Annotated in this window: 5 protein-coding genes; all 5 read left to right on the top strand. The window is 41.1% G+C overall.

The genetic code is table 11. The features are described from left to right. Positions 1–272 precede the first annotated feature (272 nt). The 5 genes from EII41_RS13150 (at position 273) to EII41_RS13130 (ending at position 5,452) form a co-directional block, all read left to right on the top strand. Positions 273–1,274 (top strand): ABC transporter substrate-binding protein, encoded by a 1,002-nt coding sequence (locus tag EII41_RS13150; RefSeq protein ID WP_124790950.1) that lies wholly within the window; start codon positions 273–275, stop codon positions 1,272–1,274. An 84-nt stretch (positions 1,275–1,358) separates the two neighbouring features. Beyond that, a complete protein-coding gene (locus EII41_RS13145; protein ID WP_221620728.1) occupies positions 1,359–3,113 on the top strand; it encodes a hypothetical protein in 1,755 nt (584 codons plus the stop codon). Further along, positions 3,110–3,844, top strand: coding sequence for an ABC transporter ATP-binding protein (locus EII41_RS13140; protein ID WP_124790948.1), 735 nt, complete (start codon positions 3,110–3,112; stop codon positions 3,842–3,844). The genes EII41_RS13145 and EII41_RS13140 overlap by 4 nt, the downstream gene beginning before the upstream one ends. After that, positions 3,817–4,593, top strand: coding sequence for an ABC transporter permease (locus EII41_RS13135; protein ID WP_124790947.1), 777 nt, complete (start codon positions 3,817–3,819; stop codon positions 4,591–4,593). The genes EII41_RS13140 and EII41_RS13135 overlap by 28 nt, the downstream gene beginning before the upstream one ends. 7 nt (positions 4,594–4,600) lie before the next feature. Then, entirely contained in the window at positions 4,601–5,452 is an 852-nt protein-coding gene (locus EII41_RS13130; RefSeq protein ID WP_124790946.1) for a class I SAM-dependent methyltransferase, read from the top strand. Positions 5,453–5,634: the final 182 nt, after the last annotated feature.

Genomic DNA, 5,634 nt, shown 5'->3' with positions numbered 1-5,634 from the left:
TATGATAGAAAAATCCCTAAAATTACTTTTTCTAAAACTAAACAATGAAATAGCTATATATATTTAACAATACCGTTTAATCGAAGATATTGGGGAGAAGCCCTCTTTAGAAGATAACTGATAGCTTGCGTAACCTATAGAAATGAATTTAGGTATAAATACGGATAATCATATTTACTTATTTCTCACAACAAAGAAAATGTTTTTTCGAACAGGACCAAAAACCAAAATAATATCTTATCTTTGTACCGTAAAATTTTAATCATATAAGAATGAAAAATATTATCATCAAGATTCTTGTTTCGATTGTGCTCATCTCTGGATTTACACAATGTAGAAATACTAATACAGATAAAAGTAAAAATACTACTCCACTAACTACAGTAACTATTTCGCAGGCTTTTCAGCATCTACTCTACATAGGTCTATATGTCTCCCAAGAGAAGGGCTTCTTTGCCGAGGAAGGCTTAGACGTGAAAATAGAGACGGCTGGTGGAGATGCCCAGGCATTCTCAGCTCTGACTAGCGGTAACACCGATTTTGCACAGGGCGATCCAGCTTTCGTTGCCATTGCCAACGAACAAGGCTGGGGCGGCAAGGTTGTAGTGATGGCTGTCAATAGGGTAGCTGTTTGGGGGATCACATTTGATCCAACGATACAGCCCTTCAGCGACCCCACTGGATTTAGGGGGCATACTGTGGCGACCTATCCTAATCCCAATACCTCTTACGTTGTGCAGAAGCAGCTCGCTCTGAAGGCAGGCCTGGAGGTTGGGAGGGATACAAAGATCCTCGAGGTCGAGATGGGAACAGAACTGGCAAGCCTGCAAAATGGTCGGGCCTCGATTGCCCAAACGATTGAGCCGAACGTCTCTACGGCCGAGCTGGAGGGAGGCAAGGTGGTCTTCTCTTACCCAGAGGCTTGGGGTGACTTTGCGTTTACGGGCCTCATGGTTTCGGATCAGACCATTAAAGAGAGGCCGGAGATGGTGCAGAAGGTTGTCAATGCATACGAAAAAGCCTTGAACTATATCCATACAGACTTAGAGGGAACTCTCCTAGTGGCTAAGAAATACCTGCCTCACCTCAAGGATGAGGTGATCCGTACAGCCCTGAGGCGACTCATTGACTCTGGCTGTATCCCCCAGCACACACAAATCAACATGGATTCATGGAGTAGCCTCCTACAAACACGCATTGATGTAGGAGACCTCAAGCAAATGCCAACAATTAACCTTATTGATAATACTTTTGCTCAAAATGCAAAGCAATAAATTATTTTAGCCATGAGCAACGTCGAAAAACCCCTCGATAAATACCCTAAACATGTCAAGTCATGCATTAGGTTGTGTAATTTTTTGAGCAAGATAAAATTGTATTTGCCCCTGTTCATGATTTCTGCAGGGGTTCTAGCAGTTCCTTGTGTTCATTTTTTAGAAGGGATTCAATGCATCAAAGAAGAGATAAGTAAAGAGTCTTTATACACGGTCTATTGGATATCACTTATAGTCCTTATTGTGGGGATAATATGCCTGTCTTTCAAAACTTCCCAAAGAGACAATAAAAATAATGAAGGGAATCGTTATCTCTATTCAATAGTATTGATATTCATAGGAGTTGCAGCTGCAATAATCGTTTTCTTGTGGAAGGGTAATGGCGATTTAATCGAAAAGGCAGAATCTTATTATTGGATGATTGTATCTATAATCACTTCCTTGTCCGGTTTAAGTGGAATGCTAGAAGCATTAACAAAGCACTATAAGAAAGTTGAAGACTACTATTCTGAACTTGAAGGTGTTCGCAAAGACATTAAAAAACAGGGGGAGGAATTAATGGATGTTGCCCAAAAGATAGATACTGTCGGGGTATGGACACAAGATGAGCTTTTGCAAAAAGTTTCCGTTAAGGTCTATAATATGGACGATTATGTTATTAATCTCCCTTTCCTCCTATCTCAAAAATCTCTTAAAGCGGAAAATCTAGAGATAAAGATTGAGAATCGTTATACAGACGAAAAAGCAATAGAAGAGGTAGCCAATAATGGAGGATTTGCTATTGTCGACCCATACTATGTTAAAAACGCGATGACTGATGGGAAGCAGCAGTTGGTTATACTGTCTCCTCTTGTTGTCAAAAATCCCATAAGGTGTTTGAAAAAAGAAGAGTCAGGAAACATATTGGTGTACGATAAGTCTCCGGAGAGTACCTCTGGAGAGATCTTCGCAAAGGCAAAAGAGGGGGAAGGGAAGAAAACAGTGGAAGAACAGTTCAAGTCTCTTGAAGAATTTGTAAAGGAGCTGCTAAACACAATTCAAAATAAACCGGATTTTTGGGAAAACGTTCATAACAACAGTATGAAATCTCTCATTACTTTGAGGGATGTGTTAACCAGAAATATCAACGAAGTTTTCTCTGCATCAGGAAAGAACGAACCCTCTGAATGGTATGAAATATTTATTCATATCCTAGCCCTATGGACTTATGCTGAGATAAAAAACACGAAAGGGGTCAATGTGCTTGATCTAAAGGAGCTAGAAATGATGTTCAAAAAGTATTCAAAGTTTTACCTGATGGAGCCAGAGCTAACAATGATTCAAAAGGCTGTTTTGAAGGAAGAACAATATGAAATTGAAAAGCCTTCTGGAGGAGATGAGAGATCAGATATTATCTTTACAGCTATTATAACAACAACAGAGTACTTGAGAGCTTATCCTCTTATTGTTTTAAAATTTTTGAAGGCTATCAGGGTCGGTATTCTTCGTTGCCACTCTGTTTTGAATGCGAGGAATTCGGGAGAACATTCAAATAGTATTGATTATATATCAAGTGAACTTGAGAAAAATTACTTAGATTCCAGTGGTCAAGAATACAGAAATGCAGTTCTGAGTGTATTAAAGCATCTTACCCCATCTAAAGGAGGGGGGGGATTCGACATAAAGGATTTATATCCTGAAGATTTGGTAATTTTCGGAAGTAGAGATACAGAAGACTATACCATTCGCCTAAAGAAACGAGGAAGAGAGCTTAGTAATTTCTTCTTGAAGAACGAAAAAAATCTTGATGAAGATTTCCAAAAGAAAGTAAAATTCATTGAGTCTGGTTTAGGGATATGATCAGTATTAAAAACTTATCCTTTGGATTTGAGAGGCTTCCTATCTTTTTAGATCTGAATTACACCTTCGAGAAGGGTAAGTTCTACTCGATATTGGGGCCGAGCGGTTGTGGCAAAACAACGTTACTCAATCTAATCTCGGGGCTCTTGTCTCCCAGCGCGGGCTCGGTCTCTCTCTCTCTTTCGGATAAGGGGCAGGCAATCTCTTACATGCCTCAGACCGACACCCTACTGCCGTGGAGAACGGTACGGGAGAACATCCGTTTGGTCTTCGAGGTGCTCAGACGAGAGCCAGATGAGCAGGCGGTTGAGATCTATCTCAAACACTTTGGCCTAGCAGATTTCGCCGATTATTATCCCGAGAACCTCTCTGCTGGGATGAAGCAGCGTATCGCTCTAATCCAGGCCTTGGTCTCCAAACCTAGCATTATCCTCCTGGACGAGCCTTTCTCGAACCTAGACTTCGACATCAAACTGAAGATCCAAACGAGGATCATCGGCGAGCTACAACATGCCAACACGACCAGCCTCATGGTAACCCATGATATAGAGGACGCGATTGTCATGTCTGACTATATTCTGATCTTCTCGGAGAAACCTGTGCACATCAAGCGTTGTATCCCCATCACGTTTGACGACTATGGTGAGAAGAAGCCCGTAGAGCTCCGAAAATCGCATCAACTTCGAGACTACTTTGTAGAGATATGGGACGAACTAAAGTATCTAGGGTAGGGCTACAGCTCCTGCGTTTCCTGCCCGGTGTCTTTTTCTTAGGCCTGTGGGAGCTGTTTATCTATTTCAATCCGGACAAGCTCTTCTACTATGGTGCACCTTCCAAGATCGCAGAGGCCTTCTATGATGGTCTCTTGAGAGGAAGGCTGCTAGTTGACTTCCTCTGCACATTTCTCGAGACGCTGTTGGGCTTCATCGTTGGTAATATCCTGGGAGTATTGCTGGGGCTATCGCTCTGGTTCTCTGCTACGGTATTCAAGATAGCCAAACCCTACATCGTGATGCTTGGCTCTGCACCGATCTTTGCTCTAGCACCACTGATGATGATTTGGTTCGGTACAGGGATGCTCTCCAAAGTGATGATGGCCGTCCTCTCTACGGTCTTCATCGCTCTGTATCAGGCATACTCTGGAGCACTCAATGTCAATCCCAATCATATTGCCTATCTGAAATCGTGGGGAGCTGAGAAGAAAATGATCTTTAGGAAAATTATTGTGCCCTCCTCCATGGTTTGGGTGATTTCTGCCTTTCGTATCAATATTGGCTTTGCTCTACTCGGAGCATTTATGGGCGAATACATCTCCTCGAGTGCAGGTCTAGGGCATATGATCAAGGTGCAGACGGGACTATTCAATATCTCTCAGGTATTGCTCGGAGTCTTGATGCTGACCACCATTGCGCTTATTCTTAACTATTTAGTGGTTTTAATAGAGGCCCCACTAAAAAGAATATTAGTAAAAGTTTTGTAATGATAGTATGAACTCTGTAAAAAAAGCCTATAAAGAATTTTTAAATACAAAAAACGGCTGTAAGGTGTACAATGACTTCAAAGATGTACTCTATACCCCCTCCGACTCTTTGGCTCAAAAGATCAATCGGGAGATCATACAGCATCTAGTGTCCAATAGACAAAATCCAATCAAAATCTGCGATATCGGAGGAGGGGATGGTCGGCGAATGATGCATATCCTGTCTTTTTGGGCACAAAAAAAACCTGATCTGGAGTTTAATCTAGATGTTGTAGAGCAGTCCGAGCTCTTCTGTAAAGAGTTTAAGAGGCGTGCGGCTGAAATCGAGAATACAAAAGTGGTTAACATTTATCATGGCCTCTTTGAGGATCTCTTTGATATGCTTACTCAAGGATCCTACGACATTGTCTTCTTGATCCACAGTATTTTCGCTTTGCAAGATATTGAGATCTACCACAATATCAATTCACTGGTAAAGCCAGGTGGAAAGATTGTATTTATCTCCAATGCTAGGGATAGTCTACTAGCAAAGCTAAAGCGGATCCTCGATAGGGAGTATGAGGATAAACGCACTGAAATTGAGGATGTTAAAGAAATGTTGAGAGATTCGGATGTAAAGTTCGATTCTCTAACTTTCAACACGGAATTTTGTATCAGTTCTGCCGATATAGATCGGGATTCTTATAAGATCTTGAATTGGCTCTCCCTAGGTAAATATACAAGTGCCTCGACAGAGGATGCTAATAAACTCAAGGCAGAAGTCAAAAAGCTTGGGATTCAAAGGGAGGACAAATACTACTTCTCGGAGCAAGAGGAGATCTTGTTTATCCCTCCAATAAGTAAATCCCTCCTCAAATAATAATTCATCAATCAATAAAAGCCTCAGCTTGTTCTGTACTCAATTTTACTTTTTACTTAAGAGGTTGATATATAGTCGCTCCTTAATATCCGCTTAACACTATGCGCTTCAATAAAATAATATCAAAAACAGTTGTATATATTTGCAGGAATTTGTATCTTTACAGTATAAAACCCTGCAAA

It is taken from the genome of Tannerella forsythia (assembly GCF_003860135.1).
Classification (GTDB): domain Bacteria; phylum Bacteroidota; class Bacteroidia; order Bacteroidales; family Tannerellaceae; genus Tannerella; species Tannerella forsythia_A.
This window is presented reverse-complemented; position numbering and strand designations above follow the sequence as displayed.

What these genes read in the sequence shown, in the direction of transcription:
- EII41_RS13140 (WP_124790948.1), top strand. Translation starts at nt 3,110, where the DNA reads ATGATCAGTATTAAAAACTTATCCTTTGGATTTGAGAGGCTTCCTATC.
- EII41_RS13130 (WP_124790946.1), top strand. Translation starts at nt 4,601, where the DNA reads ATGAACTCTGTAAAAAAAGCCTATAAAGAATTTTTAAATACAAAAAAC.
- EII41_RS13135 (WP_124790947.1), top strand. Translation starts at nt 3,817, where the DNA reads ATGGGACGAACTAAAGTATCTAGGGTAGGGCTACAGCTCCTGCGTTTC.
- EII41_RS13150 (WP_124790950.1), top strand. Translation starts at nt 273, where the DNA reads ATGAAAAATATTATCATCAAGATTCTTGTTTCGATTGTGCTCATCTCT.